19 protein-coding genes are annotated in these 18,332 nt (G+C 47.5%); 9 read left to right on the top strand and 10 right to left on the bottom strand.

Annotated features, from left to right (window positions below):
- Nucleotides 1–35: 35 nt before the first annotated feature.
- From DESPODRAFT_RS18680 to DESPODRAFT_RS10400, 4 genes are all read right to left on the bottom strand, one after another.
- Entirely contained in the window at nucleotides 36–725 is a 690-nt protein-coding gene (locus tag DESPODRAFT_RS18680; protein WP_004073379.1) for a calcium-binding protein, read from the bottom strand.
- 151 nt (nucleotides 726–876) lie between these two features.
- Nucleotides 877–1,539, bottom strand: coding sequence for a fumarylacetoacetate hydrolase family protein (locus tag DESPODRAFT_RS10410; RefSeq protein WP_004073378.1), 663 nt, complete (start codon nucleotides 1,537–1,539; stop codon nucleotides 877–879).
- Between the two features lie 36 nt (nucleotides 1,540–1,575).
- Nucleotides 1,576–2,481: an ADP-ribosyl-[dinitrogen reductase] hydrolase gene (gene draG, locus DESPODRAFT_RS10405; protein ID WP_004073377.1), complete on the bottom strand. Its 906-nt coding sequence runs from the start codon at nucleotides 2,479–2,481 to the stop codon at nucleotides 1,576–1,578.
- Nucleotides 2,482–2,498: 17 nt separating this feature from the next.
- The gene (locus DESPODRAFT_RS10400; RefSeq protein ID WP_004073376.1) at nucleotides 2,499–3,299 is read right to left on the bottom strand and encodes an NAD(+)--dinitrogen-reductase ADP-D-ribosyltransferase; all 801 of its coding nucleotides are present in this window, start codon (nucleotides 3,297–3,299) and stop codon (nucleotides 2,499–2,501) included.
- Nucleotides 3,300–3,763: 464 nt separating this feature from the next.
- On the opposite strand from DESPODRAFT_RS10400, the gene DESPODRAFT_RS10395 reads away from it, so the two are divergent.
- The 5 genes from DESPODRAFT_RS10395 to DESPODRAFT_RS21465 all read left to right on the top strand — a co-directional run bounded on the left by DESPODRAFT_RS10395 (nucleotide 3,764) and on the right by DESPODRAFT_RS21465 (nucleotide 8,255).
- Nucleotides 3,764–4,462 (top strand): cytochrome c biogenesis CcdA family protein, encoded by a 699-nt coding sequence (locus tag DESPODRAFT_RS10395; RefSeq protein ID WP_004073375.1) that lies wholly within the window; start codon nucleotides 3,764–3,766, stop codon nucleotides 4,460–4,462.
- Between the two features lie 104 nt (nucleotides 4,463–4,566).
- The gene (locus tag DESPODRAFT_RS20610; RefSeq protein WP_004073374.1) at nucleotides 4,567–4,767 is read left to right on the top strand and encodes a heavy-metal-associated domain-containing protein; all 201 of its coding nucleotides are present in this window, start codon (nucleotides 4,567–4,569) and stop codon (nucleotides 4,765–4,767) included.
- A 6-nt stretch (nucleotides 4,768–4,773) separates the two neighbouring features.
- Complete coding sequence (locus tag DESPODRAFT_RS10385) at nucleotides 4,774–7,254, top strand: heavy metal translocating P-type ATPase (RefSeq protein ID WP_004073373.1); 2,481 nt, start codon at nucleotides 4,774–4,776, stop codon at nucleotides 7,252–7,254.
- A gap of 299 nt (nucleotides 7,255–7,553) precedes the next feature.
- Nucleotides 7,554–7,952 carry a hypothetical protein gene (locus tag DESPODRAFT_RS20340; RefSeq protein WP_040015942.1) on the top strand — a complete coding sequence of 133 codons (399 nt, stop codon included), beginning with the start codon at nucleotides 7,554–7,556 and terminating at the stop codon, nucleotides 7,950–7,952.
- Nucleotides 7,953–8,126: 174 nt separating this feature from the next.
- Complete coding sequence (locus DESPODRAFT_RS21465; protein ID WP_004073371.1) at nucleotides 8,127–8,255, top strand: hypothetical protein; 129 nt, start codon at nucleotides 8,127–8,129, stop codon at nucleotides 8,253–8,255.
- Between the two features lie 110 nt (nucleotides 8,256–8,365).
- Here the strand turns inward: DESPODRAFT_RS21465 and DESPODRAFT_RS10375 are convergent, their stop codons facing one another.
- A complete protein-coding gene (locus DESPODRAFT_RS10375; protein WP_004073370.1) occupies nucleotides 8,366–9,292 on the bottom strand; it encodes a PHP domain-containing protein in 927 nt (308 codons plus the stop codon).
- Between the two features lie 190 nt (nucleotides 9,293–9,482).
- On the opposite strand from DESPODRAFT_RS10375, the gene DESPODRAFT_RS10370 reads away from it, so the two are divergent.
- Nucleotides 9,483–11,426 carry a phosphoenolpyruvate carboxykinase (GTP) gene (locus tag DESPODRAFT_RS10370; RefSeq protein WP_004073369.1) on the top strand — a complete coding sequence of 648 codons (1,944 nt, stop codon included), beginning with the start codon at nucleotides 9,483–9,485 and terminating at the stop codon, nucleotides 11,424–11,426.
- A gap of 148 nt (nucleotides 11,427–11,574) precedes the next feature.
- Here the strand turns inward: DESPODRAFT_RS10370 and DESPODRAFT_RS18675 are convergent, their stop codons facing one another.
- On the bottom strand, nucleotides 11,575–12,225 hold the full coding sequence (locus tag DESPODRAFT_RS18675; RefSeq protein WP_004073368.1) for a rhodanese-like domain-containing protein: 651 nt from the start codon (nucleotides 12,223–12,225) through the stop codon (nucleotides 11,575–11,577).
- A 435-nt stretch (nucleotides 12,226–12,660) separates the two neighbouring features.
- Here DESPODRAFT_RS18675 and DESPODRAFT_RS10360 point away from each other — a divergent pair, with 435 nt between their 5' ends.
- Nucleotides 12,661–13,500 carry a sulfide/dihydroorotate dehydrogenase-like FAD/NAD-binding protein gene (locus tag DESPODRAFT_RS10360; RefSeq protein WP_004073367.1) on the top strand — a complete coding sequence of 280 codons (840 nt, stop codon included), beginning with the start codon at nucleotides 12,661–12,663 and terminating at the stop codon, nucleotides 13,498–13,500.
- A gap of 32 nt (nucleotides 13,501–13,532) precedes the next feature.
- A complete protein-coding gene (gltA, locus tag DESPODRAFT_RS10355) occupies nucleotides 13,533–14,936 on the top strand; it encodes an NADPH-dependent glutamate synthase (RefSeq protein WP_004073366.1) in 1,404 nt (467 codons plus the stop codon).
- Nucleotides 14,937–15,094: 158 nt separating this feature from the next.
- Here gltA and DESPODRAFT_RS10350 read toward each other — a convergent pair whose 3' ends face one another.
- From DESPODRAFT_RS10350 to DESPODRAFT_RS10335, 4 genes are all read right to left on the bottom strand, one after another.
- The gene (locus DESPODRAFT_RS10350; RefSeq protein WP_004073365.1) at nucleotides 15,095–15,286 is read right to left on the bottom strand and encodes a CooT family nickel-binding protein; all 192 of its coding nucleotides are present in this window, start codon (nucleotides 15,284–15,286) and stop codon (nucleotides 15,095–15,097) included.
- Between the two features lie 97 nt (nucleotides 15,287–15,383).
- Nucleotides 15,384–15,794: a DUF3842 family protein gene (locus DESPODRAFT_RS10345; protein WP_004073364.1), complete on the bottom strand. Its 411-nt coding sequence runs from the start codon at nucleotides 15,792–15,794 to the stop codon at nucleotides 15,384–15,386.
- An 11-nt stretch (nucleotides 15,795–15,805) separates the two neighbouring features.
- Entirely contained in the window at nucleotides 15,806–16,435 is a 630-nt protein-coding gene (gene tmk / locus DESPODRAFT_RS10340) for a dTMP kinase (protein ID WP_004073363.1), read from the bottom strand.
- A gap of 92 nt (nucleotides 16,436–16,527) precedes the next feature.
- On the bottom strand, nucleotides 16,528–17,376 hold the full coding sequence (locus tag DESPODRAFT_RS10335) for a cytochrome c3 family protein (RefSeq protein WP_004073362.1): 849 nt from the start codon (nucleotides 17,374–17,376) through the stop codon (nucleotides 16,528–16,530).
- 207 nt (nucleotides 17,377–17,583) lie between these two features.
- Between DESPODRAFT_RS10335 and DESPODRAFT_RS10330 the strand changes: the two genes are divergently transcribed.
- Nucleotides 17,584–18,300, top strand: a complete 717-nt coding sequence (locus DESPODRAFT_RS10330) for a hypothetical protein (RefSeq protein WP_004073361.1) — start codon at nucleotides 17,584–17,586, stop codon at nucleotides 18,298–18,300.
- The last annotated feature ends 32 nt before the right edge of the window (nucleotides 18,301–18,332 follow it).

The raw sequence follows: 18,332 nt of genomic DNA, 5'->3' as shown, positions 1-18,332 counted from the left end.
CAGTGCTCTACTCTACCCAAATTTTATGGACTCTTTCAGCGATTCGCAAACCACACCCGATAATCTTCGATAAGTTGAGTGTTGGCTGATTGCTTGTCAATTACCGCTAATTCACAAAGCGGAAAATCATATTTTCTGCGACCCAACCGCAGTGCCACAATAACACCATACAAGTCGTCAATTAACGTAATTTTTTTGACACTCACCCGATCTCCTGACCGCAATGGTCCTCGTTCCTGCCATTCATCAACCTCAGCGTCAAAAGGAAAATTCAAATGCTCTTCAAGATAGGCACCCCATCGTTTCATCGCCGCCATCTCGTCTCCATCATCAACGCCGCTTAAGATCTGGTGAATCCGTTTACCTGGGTCACCTAACCAGCTATAGCTTTTGTACGAAATCCGCTCAAGCTCTTCTTGGGCATTCTTCACGTCTTGTTCAGTATCTCTTGCTGTTGTCACCTCAACGTCATCAGGATACAATCCCATTTGTGTCCAGTCTAAACCCTCTTCCTCAGAGGCTTCAATGGATGACGCTGGCATCTCTCGAAGCGTGATACTATCCCACTCAATATCAATGATCGTTGGCCCATCTTCCTGGGGTCTGATGTCAAGAATTCTCCCTTGCCATCCTTCAAGGCTGAAGGCTTCGGTATCAGGATCAAGTACATCCGGTTTTACCCTAACCGAATCGCCAATCTTAAATGAAATTTTGCTGTTATTCATACTCCGTTTTCTCCTTATATATTTAGAATACTTGCAAAATTTTTCAATTAATTCAGATAACATAGTTCACTGAGCACTAATGATATTTTTTGCCAATAAAGCATCTATGGCCGGTTTGCAAACGCAACTTACTCCTACATACGAAACCGCCTCATGCAACAGATGCAGAAAAGGCAAACCGGCCGTCAAGCTCCAACGCCAGCTGGTCACCTGATTTCAACGCGGCCACACCGGCCGGGGTTCCGGTAAGTACGACATCGCCCGGCAACAGCGTAAAAAAACCGGACATGTAGACGATCAAGTCAAATATTTTGTTAATCATCAACTTTGTACTCTCATCCTGGCGCACCTGGCCATTTACTTCCAGTTTCAAGCGCGTATCCTGGGGGTTTGGAAGGTCATCAGGTCTAATAAATGGAGAGATCGGACAGGAACCGTCGAATGCTTTTGCCTTCTCCCAGGGCAGGCCTTTCTCCTTGAGGGATTTCTGTATATCCCGCAATGTCAAATCCAATGCAATCCCATAACCTTCAACCGCAGCCTCAACCGCTTCCCGCCCTGCCCTGCTGATCTTTTTGCCGATCAACACCGCCAACTCCGTCTCATTGTGGCAATCCTTGGTAAAGTCAGGAATGACAATGGGCTGGCTGATGGGTTGCAGCGATGTTGCCGGTTTCATAAACAAAATAGGTTCCGTGGGCATGGGATTGTCCAGTTCCCTGATATGATCCACATAGTTGCGACCGACACAAACCACCTTTCCCACCGGCAGTTCGCACACCGATCCGTCGTTAAATACATGCTGATAGTTCATAATTTCCTTTTGTGCTTAATGTTATCAATTTTTCAATCATAAAAGTGCCGGAGAGTGATCCACCAAATATTCTGCAAGCGTATCGACCTCTGAATAAACACGAGAATCCAGCCGTTTCAACCAGCGTTTCGGTATGCCCTCGACCCCATAAAGAGCACCGGCAAGCATCCCGGCCAGTGCGCCGGTCGTATCCGCATCCCCCCCCTGGTTTACCGTGCCGATGAGGCAATCTTCAAAGTTGTCCGTTGAAAATAAAAAATGGAAAACGGTCTGCACCGTATCAACAACAAAGGCTGAACTTTTACCTGGATACGGATCATAACAAAAATCCGGATATTCATTCACAAAACCTTTGGTCTGCATCAGAAGCGGACCCAATTGACCACCCATCATGGCCTCGTGAAGTAGACGGCCAAAAAAGATACATGCCGTATCAGACAAAGGGTTATTGTGGGTCAGGTGGGCCTGTTCCACCACATATTGTGCAAGGGATTCTTCATTTCCCAGTGTATAGAGCGCAACGGGAAGCATACGCATCAAGGCCCCGTTTCCGGCACTCCAACGGCTCGGTGGCGCTTCAAGGGTTTGGTGCAGAATGTAGTTTCTGATTCCTCTTGCACATGTGGAGCCGACATCAATCGGGCGGCCTTTCACCCAATCGGCAAATTCATCTGCAACGGCGGTAAGATTCCATCCCTGGGAATCTCGAATGGCCCGTCCGATACAAATCGACATTTGGGTGTCATCGGTCACTTGACCGGCTTTGAGATACAGCCACCCTTTACCAATGATCTGTTTATGTACACCATATTGTAATTTGATCTCCTGGGGTGTCATGAATTCGGTTGTCGCTCCCAAGGCATCTCCAATGGCAAGACCGACAAAGGCCCCCTTTGCCCTCCCCACAATTTGCTTTCTGTCAGGTATTCGAACCGATTGCATGAATGATGCTTTCCCTATTATATGATCCGTCTGGAAATATCGTACACACCACCAATGACCAACACTTCCTCCTCCCCCTTTAGTATCCCGGCATGAAGAAAAGCACCATCAAAAAAAATTTTTGAAACAGGCACCCTGGCTTCAATAACAAATGTTCCAAATTCCCAAGCCCGCTCAAAATCATGGGTAAAGGAGTTTAAATTATTGAGCCGGACCACACCTTTACCCGTCTTCTTGTCCCATTCAAGCAGTTCATGGTCGTAAAACCCATGAACGCCTCTGAAAAGGGTGATGTGGATAGTATCCGGATCGCGACGTTTCATCTCGTACTGAACAAATTCATAGAGAAGATCCAGTTGGTTGAAAATACCGTTGGTTCTCGCTGAGCCTTTCATGCGGTCTTTCATGTATGATAAATACTCTTTACTCTCTCTCCCGTTGATCCGGCCGCCATGATAAATTGGGGGCAACCCCATCCTGGTCTGCACCCACCCCTTCAAGACGGCCCCTTCAACGGAATCGGCATCAAAGAGCCAGCCCCGAAGAAATCTTAAGTAACTGTGTTTTATACTGAGCAGCTGACCCACATTACCTTTTTCCCGCCATTGGTGAAGATGAAACGCAACCTCCATATAATCTTGAAATATTCTTGCCCTTTCTTCCCAGCTGGAGAGGGCATCCAGCTGTTTGAAAAAATGGGCATGGGTAGCCCGTACACCATGAACACTTAACGACGTAGGATTGGCGTTGAATTCCCGGGAGCCAATGACCCACGACGGCACACTGCACAAGCTGTATTGATAATGATAATGGGACATAAATTATTCTATAAAAACCTTCACACGGTTTAACGGGTTATGGGACTAATCAAAACACACCTTCTAAGTAAGGGTCAATCAGATACTTTTAGATAGCAAGTAACAATATTTATTCCGTTTTGATTGGGACTTTCATATAGCTATCCTATTGGAATATCAATTATCTATGGGGCGAAATTTTACCAGACTTTAGAACCAGGGTAAAGATGATCTCCAGATTATTTCTTCTGTCTTCCTTGATAAATAAACAGGTATACCATATAACAGCCGTGGGTGGACCTGGTCTATCAACGCCTGGACCCGACCCACGACAAAAACTGTGCTTAACATTCAACTATTGTTTTTATGATACGGACAAAATCAGACAAAGTATTAGCAGACTCGACCCTGAAACAGATGGAAATAAAAAAACCGGTTCCCGGGTTCAATATCGGTATTCCCCTACTGTCAAAGGAAACCATGCCATGCTGACACAGACCATTACATTTCCTGCAGCTTTTGCGGCAGGCCTTCTGTCGTTTCTCTCCCCTTGTGTGCTGCCGCTGATCCCGGCTTATTTCAGCTTTATCACAGGACTCTCTTTAGATGAACTGACCGCCGACAACAAAGAAGTACGCAAAAAGGTAATCCTCTCCACCCTGGCCTACGTGGCCGGATTCTCCTTTATTTTTATCCTGTTCGGGGCATCCGCCTCGTTTCTTGGCGGGCTTGCCTCGCGGTATTCCTGGGCTGTGCGTTATGTGGGGGGCGGCATCATCCTGATTTTCGGGTTGCATCTGCTCGGTATCATCAATATTAAAAGTTTTCAGTTCGAACGTAAATTTCATTTCAAGGAGACACCTTTTCATCTGTTCGGCACATTTTTGATCGGCATGGCATTTGGCGCGGGATGGAGCCCATGCATCGGCCCCATGCTGGGCAGCATTCTCATTGTGGCGGGCAGTCAGGACACCATCCTTCAAGGGGTGCTGCTGCTGGCAACCTATTCTGCAGGTATGGCGCTGCCTTTTATTGTCATATCCATCTTCATCAACTCCATGCTCAATTTCATGAAAAAGGCCACCCGGGCCATGGGCATTATCAATAAATGCGCAGGCGGGCTTCTCATTATCATTGGTCTGCTTTTGATCTTTGACAAGTTCCGGCTTCTGGCGGCCTTTTAACCGAACTCATGTTGACATACGCCTGATCGTTTTTATCCTAATATAAGTAAGCCCAAAGTCTGGCTAACAATTAAGAACGTCAACCCATGGAAAAGGATAATAAAATGATAAAGCATTTAAGTGTCGAAGGAATGTCCTGCAAACACTGCGTGAACCGGGTTAAAAAATATCTGGAAACCGTTGGCACCAATGTATCTGTGGACCTTGAAGGGAAAAAGGCCGATTTCAATGCCGAAAGCGATGTGGATATGGCCACAGTGATCAAGGAGATCTCTGAATTTGGGTTCACGGTTAAGGAAATCTGAGGTGCCATGACCACTACCCATGAAATAGAAGTATACGGCATGATGTGCATGCACTGTGAAAATACGGTCAAAAAAGTCCTGGAAAGATTTGACGGGGTCAGTGATGTATCGGCGTCATTTGAACAGGAAATCGTCATCCTGAAACTGGAAAAAGGCACAACATCATTGGATGAACTCAAGGCCGCAATTGTAAACGAAGGCTATGCCCTGACCCGGGAAGCGGCTGCCGAGGATGATGATAAACCGGCAGACCAGGCCAATACAAATACCGAAAGACCGGATGAAAGAGCTGCTCTTCGCAACCTCACCTTCTCTATCCAGGGCATGCATTGTGCCAACTGTGCCCTGGCCATTGAAAAGGCATTTGCAAAAACAGAAGGCATCGCAGAGACAACCATCAACCTGCCCCTTGAAAAGGGTTTTGTTTCATATAATCCGGCCCTGATGGATGATCAAAAGGTCCTGGATGTGGTTAAAAATGCGGGCTACAGCGCATCCCTTGAAATGAATCAGGGCGAGACGGCCGACCGCCGGGAAAGATTCAGATTCCTGTTTGCACTATGTGTCACCGTGCCCATGATGGTCATCATGCATGTTATGCCCTTTGGGACTGCGGTCACAAATATTATCCTTTGCATCATGGCTACGGCTGTCATGGCGGTTTCCGGCCGAACCTTTTTTGAAGGGGCCTATTATTCCCTGAAAAACCGGCTGGCCAACATGGATGTGCTTATCAGCTTAGGGGTCAGCGCCGCATATTTTTACAGTCTTTTTTCCCTGATTTTTATAGATGCTTCCCAGATGCTGTTTTTTGACAGTGCGGCCATGCTCATCACCTTTATCATGATCGGCAAAATGCTTGAGGCAAGAGCCAAGGGAAAAACCGGCCAGGCACTCAAAACCCTGCTGGCGTTGAATGCAGATACGGCCAGGGTTATCAAGGACGGCAAGGAACGTGTTGTGGATGTTTCCATGGTCGTACCCGGCGATACGGTCCGGGTATTGGCCGGAGAAAAAATCCCCGTGGATGGCGAAATCCTCAGCGGAGAAACCGCCGTGGATGAATCCATGCTCACCGGTGAATCCTTTCCGGTTGAGAAATCGGTCGCAGATGCCGTCACAGGAGCCACCATCAACCTCTCCGCGGCGATCACAATGGCCACCACGCGCACCGGCAGCGACACGGTGTTGTCCGGCATCATTAAAATGGTAGAGGATGCCCAGGCAGACAAGGCTCCGATCCAGAGAGTGGCCGACACGATCTCCAACATTTTTGTACCTGTGGTGACGGTTGTATCCCTGATCACATTTGCCGTCTGGTACATTACAGCCCCAACGTTTATCCCGTCCGGTTCCACCCCGTTTTTATTTGCCTTTGAACGCATGATTGCCGTTCTTGTCATTGCCTGCCCCTGCGCCCTAGGGCTTGCGACGCCCACAGCCATCATGGTGGGATCGGGCCTGGGTCTTAACCGGGGTATCCTGTTTAAAAAGGGCTCTGCTTTGGAAAACATCTCCCACCTGGATATAATCCTGTTTGATAAAACAGGCACCCTGACCACGGGAAAACCTTCTGTCACAGGTGTATTTCCTGCCAAAGGGATTACGGAAGAACAATTGCTGTCCTGGGCCGCCAGTGCGGAAATCAATTCCACCCACCCCCTGGCACCGGCGGTTACAGGCTTTGCCCGGGAAAAGGGAATCGAGCCTGAAGCCACATCGAATTCAAAAGAGATCTCGGGCCGGGGCATAGAATGCCGCCTTGACGGCCAACTGCTCAGGGCCGGCAACATGGCTTTGGTCGCAGATGAGAAAATCCCCGATGATATCCGCGCCAAGGGTCGGGAGTTGTCAAACCAGGGGAAGAGCCTTGTCTTCATCAGCCTGGATCACCAGGTTAAGGGGGTGATTGCCCTGGAAGACCGGATCAAACCCGAAGCAAAGGACGCCATTGAGCAATTGAATACCGCAGGCATTCAGACCGCCCTGGTGTCCGGGGACAATAAAGCTGCAGCCCTTTGGGCAGGCCGACAGGCAGGCATCCGGGAAGTGGCTGCCGAGGTCATGCCCGAAGATAAAATCAACCAGGTGAAAAAATGGCAGGAAAAGGGATTAAAGGTGGGCATGGTGGGAGACGGCATCAATGACGCCCCGGCCCTTGCCCAGGCAGACATCGGCATTGCCATTGGTTCGGGCACGGATGTGGCTAAGGAGACCTGTGAGGTGGTGCTGGTAAAAAATAATCTAAAAGATGTCTACCGGGCCGTACGATTGGGGAAAAAAACCCTTTCCACCATAAAACGCAATTTTTTCTGGGCCTTTTTCTACAATATTTTAATGATTCCGGTGGCTGCAGGCATCCTGTATCCGGCATTCAGACTATCATTAACCCCGGAAGCGGCCAGTATCGCCATGTGGTTTTCATCCCTCTCCGTTGTGGGCAACTCCCTCCTGCTCAACCGGTTTGGAAGGCACCTGGATGATTAAAACCCAACGACCGTATCTCGCCGGACCAGATTTCAAATCCTTGATCATCTTTCCATTCTTGGCTATACTTCACGTGTAAGAAAAAAAATTCCTATATCTAAACTACAAACTAAGGTGATGTATGAACAGATCAACAATACTCGCTCTGCTTATGCTTGTCGGCAGCGCATTCCTCCTTTCGGGGTGTGTGGTTCCGGCTGACGGCTACCATTCTGATCCCTATTACAGTTCCAGTGTGGTGGTCGTGCCGGCGTTGCCTTACACGGTAAACCTGTACGAACGGCCCTACTACAGCCACAATGGCTATTACTATTTCTATAACAATCAACGTTGGTACTACAGCAGGAGCAGAGGCGGAAACTGGACCGCGTTGCCGCGTACGCACTGGCCACGTGACACCAGATGGAAGGGCCGCCATTACCATAATGATCACCGCAATCATAAATACGATCAACACGACAGGCGGCCGCCAAAAAACCCAAAACATCGGCCCCAAGAGAATCCACGTTGGAACGACAAAAACAAACATAAAAACGACTTTCTCCGCAGGGACCCATGGTATAATGAAAAGAACCAGCCCAAAAGATATCCACACAACAAAGACCGGCGTCGAGAGGATTCTCGTCGGTTACAACGAGAGTATCCTCCTCGGTTACAAAAAGATAAAATGCCAAAAGAGGGACGACGTGATAAAATAGACCCGCGGAAACAGCATCCAGGAAAGCGGACCATGGATCCACGTCAACATGATCGCAACAAAATGAAACAGGAACAAAATGAGTACAATCAACGCAAGAGGCATCCTCTCCAGAATAATAGAAACCCCCAGAACGACAAAAACCGCACTGGAGAGGAAGAGGCAATAAACCCCGATGCACGTCAATTTAAGCGTCGCTGAAGAGACCGGCATCATGGTCACGGCAGCTACAAAAGCGATTAAAAAGGATGTCTTAGGGGCTGTTTTTACCCGGACCGCTTGGCAGTCATCCTTAAAATTTTGACCTCAATTACGGCGTTTCCCTCAGCTCCTGCGCCTCAAATTCAAAGGTGCAGGAGCTGTATTGAGCCATAATACAATTGAATATGATGCCGTCAATCTGATCCTGATCGGTTATCTGTTTTTCTTTTCTTCGCACAATACCATCTGCCTTAATCGTTTAAATTCCTGTTCATTCACACCTGCTGTTCCCAAAGGACGTTTGGCGCTGTCATGGCAGTCAGACCCCCCGGTGACAAGCAGATCATATTTTTCAGCCCAGGACAAAAGCAGCACCTGATGTTCCGGTGAATGGCCCGGATAATGGACCTCAAGGCCTTTGACGCCGGCGTCCAGCACTTCGGACAGCAGACGCGTCACGATTTCCAGAGGCGGCAGCACCTCCTTGTAATGCCCCTCGCCGGGAAAAGAACCGGCAGCCGGGTGAGCCAGCACAGCGACCACAGGTTCACTTTTTATAAACCCTTTTACCTGTTCAAGGTCCACCCCCGAAGGCAGATAGGCGGGACTGTTATTACCGATGATCCGGGTAATGGTATCTTTGTCTGAAATACCCAGTCTCTCGGCCAGGGCCATGGCAAAATGGCGGCGGGAGACATTATCCGAATATGCGGCAATCTCTTCAAAGGTAAGATCCCTTGACAATAAAGGCGATTCTCCGCCAGGCCCGAACACCTCGTTAATTTTCTCAATCCTTGCCCGGACAAGTCTCTCTCCCCGCCCTCCGGCCAGAAGGGTTTTAAACCGTGTGACAAACCCCGAATCTTTTAACATCGCGCTTGAAAAATAGGTCAGCACGTGAAGGGTTCCCGTGAAAAACGCACGTTTGAAGCGCACGGAGATCTCAACACCCGGAAAGACCTCTACGCCCTGTATTTTCCCCGCATCCAGGGCAGCTTCAAGTCCATCCAGAGTGTCATGGTCGGTCACGCCTAAAACCTTTATACCCATACCTGCGGCCAGGGCCACAAGATCGCCAGGGGAAAAATCCCCGTCAGATGCGGTGGTGTGATTATGCAAATCTGCAAATATATGTGCCATCAACGGCCTCCTGCTAATGTCATGTTACCTAAATTATACAATGTTCATTGTTTTATCATAATTTATCCCTGCCCGGACATCTTTTCTTTTTTTAACCAATTTGTAATATTTTATTTGTTTTTGATAGATTAAATGATAGAAATGAGGATTTAAACATTGACACTCCATAACCATCTGGACTTAATTACTTATGGACCCTTTACATACCCTTGGGAAAATCAGTTCTCCCGATCAGGCCCTAAATCTGTTTGCATCAAAACTTGACCGTACACAATTGGCAAAAATTGCCAAGATCAAACACCCGGATGTACTGATCCGTATCGCCAACGCCATTGTTCTTTGCAGGCCGTCAAAAGTATTTATCAATACCGGATCGGAAGAAGACAAGGATGCCATCCGGAAAATTTCCATTGAAAAGGGCGAGGAACGCGCCCTTGCGATGGACGGGCACACCATCCATTTTGATCTGGCCGGTGAACAGGGAAGGATCGTGGACCGCACCTATTACATTGCCGAACCCGAGGACCTGGTATCCAGCCTTGCCAACCGCATGCCCCCCGAACAAGCGGTAAAAGAAATTGAAAGCAATATGTCCGGCATCATGGAAAATCTGACCATGATTGTAGGATTTTACATGAGAGGACCTGTGGGATCCCCTGTATCCAACCCCGCCTTAGAGCTGACATCCTCAGCCTATATATCCCACAGTGCAGAGCTGCTTTACCGAAACGCCTTTAATGATTTCGACCACGAAGTTGAGCAAAAAGGATATTTTTTCACAAATGTACACTCCGAAGGCCTGAATCGTACCGAGGATCTTCCCCATGCGCGCGTGTTCATGGACCGGAAATACCAGACCACCTATGCCTGGAAATGTACCTATGCCGGCAATACCCTCCTGCTTAAAAAGGGCAATCACAGATTTGCCGTGGACAAAGCCGTATACCGGGACCGGGGCAGGGAGTTGTCCGAACATATGTTTATTACGGGCATCAGCGGACCGGATGGCCGGACCACCTGGTGTGCAGGCGCAGCGCCTTCCGGATGCGGAAAAACAACCACAGCCATGGCCGGAAATGTGTTTATAGGCGATGACCTGGCCCAGATGTGGATTGCCCAAGACGGCAGCATCCGAACCATAAACCCGGAAAACGGGATATTTGGAATTGTGGAAGGTGTGAACGCTGAAGGTGATCCTTTATTAATGAAAGTATTGCGGCAGCCTGGATACGAAGTGATCTGGTCAAATGTCCTTGTCGATGAAAAATCCAAACCCCACTGGATTGGCAATATGGAACCTGCCCCTGAAAAAGGAATCAACTTCCAGGGTGAATGGTACCAGGGAAAAACCAATGAGAAAGCAGAACCCATCCCCATATCCCATCCCAATTCCAGATACACCCTGGCTTCGAAAAATCTTGACAACTACTCGCCTGAAGCAGCCAACCCGAAAGGCGTGGTCACACGGATATTTACATATTCAGGCAGGGACGAGGACACCATGCCGCCGGTGTGGGTGGCAAAGACCCCGGATGCCGGTGTGGTCATCGGCGCATGTATAGTATCTGCGACCACGGCCACAGAGGTCGGGGTCACAGGCATTAAACGCGCACCATGGGCCAACGCTCCCTTTATCCCCGGTGCGTTAGGTGATTACATGGATGCCCAGTTCAAATTCTTCAATAACCCTGACATCAGCAAACCTTTCAAGCCGGTTATGGCAGGTCTGAACTATTTTCTGACCCACCGGGCCAGGGGCGGCGATTCAGACAAGCTTCTCGGAGAGAAACGGGATGTCAAAGTGTGGCTGGCCTGGCTGGAAAGATATGCCCATAACGAAGTTGAATACCTGCCCACCCCCATCGGCAACCTGCCCGCCTACAATGATCTGGCTAAGCTGTTTAAGCAAATCATTGACAAGGACTATCCCAGGTCCCTTTATGACATGCAGTTTGCTCTGTACACGGTAAAAATTATCCAGCGCATTGAACTTCAGGAAAAGGCATATGCAAAGGAAGAGAATATTCCGAAAAAACTGTTTGAAATCCTGGCAACTCAAAAAACAGCCCTTCTGGATCTGAAGAAAAAAGCAGGGAATGTCATTATGCCGGATTATTTTGAAAACCTGCATTGATACTGACAGTATAAATATATTTTGAAGCGTAGGCGCTTGTTTGGCAATTGATGAATCGGCTGTAATCAAAAAGCGCCTGATCATAACTGATCAGGCGCTTTTTTTGTGGAAAGACAACCAGCCGGAAAGCTATTATTTTATCATACGCCTAGTTAGACGGCATATAAGCTAAATTTGAATATAGCTTATCATCCCATGGCAGACCTTCATTTACCCATCCCCCAACTTTTCTCTGTCCATAAAATGCGCTGTTTTTATTTTTTACTTTATCGCCTTCAAATCCACCCAGCAGACTAAAAAGCTTTTCTTTAGAAAAACCAACCTTGATAGCTTCATCACAAGCCAGACAGCTTCTTTTTCCACTACGACACATAAATATGAGCGTGTCTGTTGATGGATTAAATTTGGCTAAAAGATCCTTTCCAAAGTTATTATTTGTAGTCATTTTGGGCTGAAGGTGTCCATTTTTTTCTTCTATTTCATTGGTTGAAAATTTTAAAGGAATATTATAAGAGCCTGTTGGGTGCCCTATGAATGCGTACTCGGCAGGAGTTCTAGCATCAATGATAAAAGTATGTTTTGGATTATCCATTACCATTTCATAAGCTTGAGATGGTGTAATATCGAATCCTTCATGATTTAATTTTGTTTTGTACTGATAATATTCAGAGCAATTAACGTCTTTATGCTGATGTTGGATAATTTGATGAGTTGTATTTTTTGAAGTTGTTGTGCATCCCGTACACGACAAAAACAAAACAACCGTGCAAAAAAGCAGTAACTTGAAAGAATTTTTCATTGTTTTATCTCCTTTTGTTTTTTGTTAAATTAACATCTTCACTTGATCATCTCTTAACATTTTTTCATTTTGCTTTCACAAGAATGGTGTTTGTTGTCTTTCTCTGAAAGAAACTGCCAAACAGCGTCATGACTGCAAGGAATGAGTCGTAAACCACCTGAGCATTAAAAAAAGGCCATCATAGACCATACATTTAAAAATTCTAATCGGGCGTCTTATTTCGTGCTTATTCCTAATTTTTTTTCTACGCAAAAAAGTCGCTAAAAACAACATAATTTTACATTTTTTTTCTTGATTTAAATAATTATGTACAATTCTATACCGGGTTTCTACTTGATTTTAGACAAAGTGTTCAATAAGATAAATATTTACCTAATTTATTAATGACATTTGCCTTTATAAATTATATTCAACACCCAAATCAGGAGGATAATAATGGCAAAAATAGTGCATCGTGAGGAATTGGCTCAGGGAACCATTATCCTCAACGAAATAGAAGCGCCCCGCATAGCCAAAAAGGCCAAACCCGGCCAGTTTGTCATTCTTCAGGCAGACGAAACCGGCGAACGTATCCCGTTGACCATGGCAGACACGAACCCTGAAAAAGGAACCATCACAATTATTTACATGGTTGTCGGCAAATCCACAGCCCGGTTCAAGGATCTTAAAGTTGGTGAAAAATACTATGCCCTCATTGGTCCCTTGGGTGCGCCTACGCATATTGAAAAGATAGGAAAGGTCGTCTGCGTAGGCGGCGGCACCGGTATTGCCGTACTGCATCCCATCGCACGGGCAATGAAGGAAGCCGGTAACGAGGTCATAGCCATTCTGGGTTCCAGAACTTATGATCTGCTCATCCTGGAAGAAAAGATGCGGGAAGCCTCCCATACCCTGCATATTTGCACCGATGACGGTTCCAAGGGCCATCACGGATTTGTTACGGATGTGCTCAAGGAGACCATTGAAAAAGAGGATATTGCCCTGGTTGTAGCCATTGGTCCCATTCCCATGATGAAATTCTGCAGCCTGATCACCAAGGAAAAAGGCGTCAAGACCATGGTCAGCCTGAACCCCATCATGGTGGACGGCACAGGCATGTGCGGCGGATGTCGAGTATCAGTAGGCGGGAAGACTAAATTTGCCTGCGTGGACGGCCCTGAATTTGACGGGCACCAGGTAGATTTTGATGGACTAGCCAAACGACTTGCATCATATAGGGAGGTTGAAAAACAGTCCATGGATGCTTACAACAAATGCAAATGTGATGCAAATTAATGCGCCCGTTTCTGGGATATATGGAGAGATAAATGACTGATAAAAAAGATAAAGTTGATCGTGTAGTGATGCCGGAGCAAGACCCGGACGTCAGGCGCAGAAATTTTTTAGAAGTTCCCCTAGGTCTTACCGAAGAGATGGCAATAACCGAAGCCAAACGCTGCCTGCAGTGCAAAAAACCTGCCTGCATGGATGGATGCCCGGTTTCCGTATCCATTCCTGCGTTTATAAAATGCATAGCTGAGGGTGATTTTTCTGCGGCCGCCCGAAAACTTTGGGAACGTAATGCCCTTCCCGCAGTCTGCGGTAGGGTCTGTCCCCAGGAAGAACAATGTGAAGGCAAATGCCTTCTCGGCAAAAAAGAAAAACCTGTTGCCATTGGTTATCTTGAACGCTTTGCTGCGGACTGGGAACGTAACCACGGTACCGGTGAAATACCGGCTGTAGCGAAAAAAACCGGCAAAAAAGTGGCGGTTATCGGTTCCGGCCCCTCCGGACTGACCGTTGCCGGAGATCTTCTGGCCAAAGGCCATGATGTCACTATCTTTGAAGCATTTCACAAACCCGGCGGGGTTCTGGTGTACGGTATTCCCGAATTCCGTCTGCCCAAGGAGATCGTTGCATCGGAAGTGGCCACCCTTGAAAAAATGGGGGCAAAGATTGAATGCAACACGGTCATCGGTGCCACCGTCACCGTCGACGAACTGTTTGATGAAGGTTATGATGCGGTATACATCGGCGTAGGTGCAGGGCTCCCCAAATTCATGAACCTGCCCGGCGAAAACCTCATAGGTATTTATTCGGCCAATGAGTACCTGACCCGGACCAACCTGATGAAAGGGTATCTATTCCCGAAATATGACACCCCCATTGCCCGGGGTAAGCATGTCGTGGTGCTTGGCGCAGGCAACGTGGCCATGGACTCTGCCAGAACCGCCATGCGTTTAGGGGCAGAGTCGGTCAAGGTTGTTTACAGACGATCCAGGGATGAGATGCCCGCAAGAAACGAGGAACTGCACCATGCGGAAGAGGAAAAAATTGAATTTATGCTTTTAACCAATCCCACCCAATTCCTCGGAGATGAAAATGGAAGGTTAACCGGCATGGAATGTCTGAAAATGGAACTGGGGGACCCTGATGCTTCCGGCCGCCGCCGTCCTGTGCCCATTGAAGGCAGCGAGTTCAAAATAGAGTGTGATCTGGTTGTCGTGGCTGCGGGATCCAACGCCAACCCGCTGCTCACCAATAGCACCCCGGACCTGAATTTAAACAAATGGGGTAATATTGTTGCAAATCCCGTCAACGGCAAGACTTCCAAAAGAGCTGTCTGGGCCGGTGGCGACATCGTTACGGGTGCGGCCACGGTTATCCTTGCCATGGGTGCAGGCCGTGCTGCAGCCACCTCCATCCATGCGTACCTGACCCTTGGGTGGTAATTTTTGATAGATCGTGTTTGAACAAAAAGTAACCCCTTTGCGGCGTTGCATAAAAATTTAAAATCCTTACAACCCCGAGGTTGCTTCTGTTTTAAGTTTTTATGCGCGTTGCATCCGGGCAAATTTCTCGTCACACGAATTTCCTTTCAGGCACGACTCTATTCAGGTTGAATAAACACCTTATGCTCCACCAGGGAGAGGGAATGAATCTTTCCTTTTATAAATTTTTGTTCACCAAAAATGGACACCAGGCGGATACCCTCTTCTTCGGGCTCCACCTTGTCCACAGACTCCAAAAACAGCGATTCCTGTCCACTCTTGTCCACGAGATATGCATTTGCTTCACACATAATATGCACTCCTGATCTTTAGATCTTTTAACGGGCCATATTCCGACTTTAGGAAAACACCCACAATAAATATATTAATTACAACCCAAACCCGTTGCTAGGACAGGGGGAAATAAACGTCCAGCAATTCATCTACCAGCTGGGGTAAAGACGAACCCACCATCCCGACAATGGCAATATTCTCCTGAGACAAGGGCAAAAGCACCTTTTTTGCCGGGGAACATGATACGGCTTCGGCCATCTGGGGGGTTACCTCTCCCATCATGGAATGGGGCATGATAATCCCAACGGTGCCGATAATCATATCAGCATTCTTAACCGTCTGCACAATGGCGTTGGTGCCGGAAGCACCCTTGTTGGCACGGGCTTTAAGCATCTGGGCAGTAGCAATGGCATTTGTGCCAAGGGCAATCACCTCAACGGATTCCTCGAACCGTTCCTTGATCCGCTTGATTATGGTTGATCCGATACCGCCGCCCTGACCATCGATAACACACACTTTTTTCATGTTTTTTCCTGTTAAATTACAAGGCAGACTTGCTCCCAGACCGCTTTGGCTATGTTGTCCACAGAATTATTTCCGTCGATCACAACCACATGCTCCTGGTGCGCCAAGCGCTTAAAAGCCGCCAAATAATTCGCCCGTACCTGCTTCATGATATCTATTTTTTCATAGATTTCAAGATGTTTTCTGGTGGTTTGAAGCCGCTTCAGGCAGATTTGGGGGTCAACATCAATAAACAGGGTGATATCCGGTTTTAAAATGTCGGCATTGAGTCGATTGGCCTGGATCACCCACTCCATATCCATATACTGGCTGTGATAGGCATAGGAAGAAAAGTAATACCTGTCACACACCACAATTGTACCGGTATCCACCATCTGCCGGATACCGGTTTCAGGGTCCATCAGATGTTCGGTGCGGTCTGCAGCAAAAAGACTTGCAATTGTTCGCTGGTCTGCCGGGAGAGTGCCGGACAGCATCCGGCGGATCAAACGCCCCACAGGCCCGTCAGTGGGTTCGCATGTGGTATAAATCGGGAATCCTGTTGATGCCAGGCGCTTGCAAAGCAGTTCCACCTGTGTGGTTTTGCCCGAACCGTCAATCCCTTCAAACACCACAAACCGACCTTTGTTCGCTTTTTCCAAACTTACGTCCTTCATACAACAAAATAAACCCGGCAGCTCCCGGTAACCGGGACCTGTCGGGCTGATTATTTAACTCCCCGAACGGATCAGGGTTAAGATGCTCTGTGGCAACCCTTACAATTCACAGGGGCGGCTTTGGGAAGATCCGCTTTGTCTATATTGCCCTGCGCCATGGCGGCCTTGCGTTTTTTATCGGTATCCCGGTGGCAGCTAACGCAGGCATTGTGATAGGCAGCCAGATAGTACATCTGGTTTGCCTCATCCTTTATATTTCTGGTGCCCGAGGGCTCGGTTTCACTGTGGCATGAAGAGCATGCCTCAACTTCGCTTTCTCCGTCCCAGTCATGGTGACACGATTTACAGGCAAACTGGAAATGAAGTCCGTGGGGAAAACCAACAGAACCCCTTGTAGCTTCGACCCCTTCAGGTGCCTCTATGTTAATAACACCAAGGGGAATTGAGAGCGCTGTATCACTGTTCTCAATCTGGGAGTGGGGATCAGGATGGCACCCGGCGCAAGCAACAGGGCCTGTAGCAATGCTCTTGGAACCGGCAGCTTTTTGCTGGTCAGCCTCTTTTCTGTGGCAGTCCCGGCATACCTGATGAAAGGCCCCGACCATTGATTTTACGCCATTTTCCGATACATCCACCTGATCAGGTTTAGGCACCCAAAAATTTTCATGGCAGCCGCTTGTCCCGCAACTCTTTATGGGACCGTTTCCATCCCAATTGTGATGGCAGGCTTGACAGGAATAGGAAAAATGAAGGGAATGGGGGAAACTAACCGGGGACAGCGTGGCCTTGTATTCGGCATCCTGAGGGGCCTGCAAGGTAATGGTACCAGTGGGAAGCTTAAATGTAGCCTCAGTGTCCTCAGCAAGGGCAACGCCCATTAAAACAAAAGCAAACCAGGGTACTGCAATGAGAAATAATCGTTTCATGATCCCTCTCCAATAAAGCTGTTATATCAGATTGTACCGGATTTGGCCAGCGTATTTCAATTGTCCGGCCTTTCATATCACATAAACGTAAATATTCGGGTTAGTAATAATTTTTTCTCCCATCTCAAAAAAAGCGGGACACTATCATAAAATATTGATACAAGAAGAAGCATGGTATCTTCTTGTCAAAAAATATCAGCAGTGTGCATGCATCAAATTGATGGTCAGACTATTGATCTGCAGGCTGATTCACAGCCATATATTTCAATCCCAGAGAGCGAATATCTGGAATTAAGAAACCAGGTGGGGTATTGGAAAGGCATGCACCAAAAAGCTCTTTTGCGGGAAGAAGGGCTCAAGCAAGAAATAAAAGAAAAAGATGGCCAAATCCGGGATCTGAAAAACCGATTATTTGGGAAAAAAACCGAAAAGAGACCTTCAAAAACAGAAAAAGCCAATCCAAAATCAAATGAAAACAAAAGGCCTCGTGGTCAACAACCTGGAAGTGAAGGTCACGGCCTGACAGAGCGTCCTGATCTTCCTGTAGTATACGAACAAGCTTGTTTTCCCCAAAATCCAGTATGCCCTTGTTGCGGGTTGCCCTATACACTTGATGGGAGTTCAGGACCTGAAACCCAAATTATTGAGGTTGACGTCAAAGCCTACACAAGGAGAATTGTCCGTCAGACAGGAACAAAAATATGCTCGTGCAAAGGGGTGCCTCAAACGATTACTGCGCCAATGCCTCCAAAGCTGATGCCCAAAAGCCCATACGGAATTTCAATCTGGGCAGACGTTTTGTTGAACAAATTTCGTTATTGCCAGCCGACCAATCGTCTTTTAAATCATTATGAGGAGCTTGGTTTACCCATTTTCAGCCGGTACAATTTCAGGCGGCTTGAACAATCTCAAAGAATTATTTGAACCCATCTGCAACAGGCTTTACCTTCAACAAA

It is taken from the genome of Desulfobacter postgatei 2ac9 (assembly GCF_000233695.2).
Taxonomy (GTDB): domain Bacteria; phylum Desulfobacterota; class Desulfobacteria; order Desulfobacterales; family Desulfobacteraceae; genus Desulfobacter; species Desulfobacter postgatei.
This window is presented reverse-complemented; position numbering and strand designations above follow the sequence as displayed.

What these genes read in the sequence shown, in the direction of transcription:
- DESPODRAFT_RS18680 (WP_004073379.1), bottom strand. Translation starts at nt 725, where the DNA reads ATGAATAACAGCAAAATTTCATTTAAGATTGGCGATTCGGTTAGGGTA.
- DESPODRAFT_RS10410 (WP_004073378.1), bottom strand. Translation starts at nt 1,539, where the DNA reads ATGAACTATCAGCATGTATTTAACGACGGATCGGTGTGCGAACTGCCG.
- draG (WP_004073377.1), bottom strand. Translation starts at nt 2,481, where the DNA reads ATGCAATCGGTTCGAATACCTGACAGAAAGCAAATTGTGGGGAGGGCA.
- DESPODRAFT_RS10400 (WP_004073376.1), bottom strand. Translation starts at nt 3,299, where the DNA reads ATGTCCCATTATCATTATCAATACAGCTTGTGCAGTGTGCCGTCGTGG.
- DESPODRAFT_RS10395 (WP_004073375.1), top strand. Translation starts at nt 3,764, where the DNA reads ATGCTGACACAGACCATTACATTTCCTGCAGCTTTTGCGGCAGGCCTT.
- DESPODRAFT_RS20610 (WP_004073374.1), top strand. Translation starts at nt 4,567, where the DNA reads ATGATAAAGCATTTAAGTGTCGAAGGAATGTCCTGCAAACACTGCGTG.
- DESPODRAFT_RS10385 (WP_004073373.1), top strand. Translation starts at nt 4,774, where the DNA reads ATGACCACTACCCATGAAATAGAAGTATACGGCATGATGTGCATGCAC.
- DESPODRAFT_RS20340 (WP_040015942.1), top strand. Translation starts at nt 7,554, where the DNA reads ATGGCTATTACTATTTCTATAACAATCAACGTTGGTACTACAGCAGGA.
- DESPODRAFT_RS21465 (WP_004073371.1), top strand. Translation starts at nt 8,127, where the DNA reads ATGCACGTCAATTTAAGCGTCGCTGAAGAGACCGGCATCATGGTCACG.
- DESPODRAFT_RS10375 (WP_004073370.1), bottom strand. Translation starts at nt 9,292, where the DNA reads ATGGCACATATATTTGCAGATTTGCATAATCACACCACCGCATCTGAC.
- DESPODRAFT_RS10370 (WP_004073369.1), top strand. Translation starts at nt 9,483, where the DNA reads ATGGACCCTTTACATACCCTTGGGAAAATCAGTTCTCCCGATCAGGCC.
- DESPODRAFT_RS18675 (WP_004073368.1), bottom strand. Translation starts at nt 12,225, where the DNA reads ATGAAAAATTCTTTCAAGTTACTGCTTTTTTGCACGGTTGTTTTGTTT.
- DESPODRAFT_RS10360 (WP_004073367.1), top strand. Translation starts at nt 12,661, where the DNA reads ATGGCAAAAATAGTGCATCGTGAGGAATTGGCTCAGGGAACCATTATC.
- gltA (WP_004073366.1), top strand. Translation starts at nt 13,533, where the DNA reads ATGACTGATAAAAAAGATAAAGTTGATCGTGTAGTGATGCCGGAGCAA.
- DESPODRAFT_RS10350 (WP_004073365.1), bottom strand. Translation starts at nt 15,286, where the DNA reads ATGTGTGAAGCAAATGCATATCTCGTGGACAAGAGTGGACAGGAATCG.
- DESPODRAFT_RS10345 (WP_004073364.1), bottom strand. Translation starts at nt 15,794, where the DNA reads ATGAAAAAAGTGTGTGTTATCGATGGTCAGGGCGGCGGTATCGGATCA.
- DESPODRAFT_RS10335 (WP_004073362.1), bottom strand. Translation starts at nt 17,376, where the DNA reads ATGAAACGATTATTTCTCATTGCAGTACCCTGGTTTGCTTTTGTTTTA.
- DESPODRAFT_RS10330 (WP_004073361.1), top strand. Translation starts at nt 17,584, where the DNA reads ATGCATCAAATTGATGGTCAGACTATTGATCTGCAGGCTGATTCACAG.